Raw genomic sequence first — 1,339 nt, 5'->3', positions numbered from 1 at the left:
CCCACCGGCACCGTGACCTTCGACTTCGCGGACGGCACCACCCCGGTGACCGCCGTTCTGACCAACGGCGCCGCCACCGTCACCCGCCCCTACACCATCAGAATCAGCAGCCCCTACACGATCACCGCCACCTACAACGCAAGCTCCGACTTCGCGGACTCGAGCGGGACGGACACCCACACCGTCACTCGTGCGTCGACGACCACGGCGTTGGCTTCGTCGCCGGATCCGTCGGTGGTGGGCCAGCCGGTGACCTTCACCGCCACGGTCACGCCCGTCGCCCCCGGAGCGGGTACTCCCACCGGCACCGTCGTCTTCAGCTTCGGGGACGGCACCACCTCGGTCACCGCCGCCCTGACCGGCGGCAGCGCCACCGTCACCCGCCCGTACACCACGAGGTCCAGCGGTTTGTTCACTGTCACTGCCACCTACATCGGCAGCAACAGTTTCGCCGGGTCCAGCGGCAGCGACCCGCACACGGTGAACCGGGCGCTGTCGGCCACCACGGTCGTCTCCTCCCCAGACCCATCCCGCCCGGGACAGGGTGCAACGGTGACGGCGACCGTCACCGCCGTTCCACCGGGAGCCGGCACCCCCACCGGCTCCGTGACCTTCACCATCGGCAACCGCTCCCCAGTCACCGTCCCTCTCGCCGACGGCACCGCCAGCACCCCAATCGGCAACTTGAGCGTTGGCACCCACCCGATCACCGTCGCCTACCCGGGCAGCACAGACTTCGCCAGCTCCAGCGGTACCGACACGCACACCGTCACGCCCTGACCCAGGGCCGCAGTACGGCAGCGGCACCATGGCGCCATGCATCGACGCCCGCCAGACCCGCGCCCCGCATCACACGTGCGGTCCGCTTGTGGTTGACGCGCTCGCCCGCTTCGCGGAGCTCGGCGGTGATCCTCGCAACGCCATAGGTGCCCTCCGACTCGCGGTGCACGGCCCGTATCCGGGCGGCGAGGCGGGCGTCGTCCGCTTGCCGGGCGGCCCGGTCCGCGGCCGTCCGACGCCAGTGGTGGAAGCTGGAGCGGGCGATGCCCAGGATGGTGCACAGCCGCTTCACGCCGTAACGGCGCTGATGGTCGGCGACGAACTGGAAGCGGTTCACCAGCGCGTCTCCCCGGCGAAATACTTCCCCGCCTTGCGCAGGATCTCGCGTTCCTCCTCCAGCTCGCGGACTTTCTTGCGCAGAGTGGCGTTCTCCGCCTCCGACGGCGTCGGCGCAACTGCCGGCACTTAGAGCTCGTAACACGATCATGATCGGTGCTTCTTGAGCCGCCTCCAGCAGATGAGGCTGCAGGCGAGGGATACGAACGCGTCGTGGAGTTCG

At 69.5% G+C, this 1,339-nt stretch carries 3 protein-coding genes; 1 reads left to right on the top strand and 2 read right to left on the bottom strand.

Annotated features, from left to right (window positions below; genetic code table 11):
* The coding region (locus ABTX62_RS37700; RefSeq protein ID WP_352120403.1) for an Ig-like domain-containing protein at positions 1–780 on the top strand (780 nt) is incomplete at its 5' end.
* On the opposite strand, the gene ABTX62_RS37695 is transcribed toward ABTX62_RS37700, so the two are convergent.
* Both ABTX62_RS37695 and ABTX62_RS37690 read right to left on the bottom strand, forming a co-directional pair.
* A complete protein-coding gene (locus ABTX62_RS37695; protein ID WP_352120402.1) occupies positions 770–1,117 on the bottom strand; it encodes an IS3 family transposase in 348 nt (115 codons plus the stop codon). The genes ABTX62_RS37700 and ABTX62_RS37695 overlap by 11 nt on opposite strands.
* Entirely contained in the window at positions 1,114–1,245 is a 132-nt protein-coding gene (locus ABTX62_RS37690) for a hypothetical protein (protein ID WP_352120401.1), read from the bottom strand. The genes ABTX62_RS37695 and ABTX62_RS37690 overlap by 4 nt, the downstream gene beginning before the upstream one ends.
* Positions 1,246–1,339: the final 94 nt, after the last annotated feature.

It is taken from the genome of Streptomyces sp. NPDC096046, from assembly GCF_040303285.1.
GTDB lineage: Bacteria > Actinomycetota > Actinomycetes > Streptomycetales > Streptomycetaceae > Streptomyces.
The sequence above is the reverse complement of the archived record's forward strand: the minus strand, read 5'-3'. Positions and strand labels throughout refer to the sequence as shown.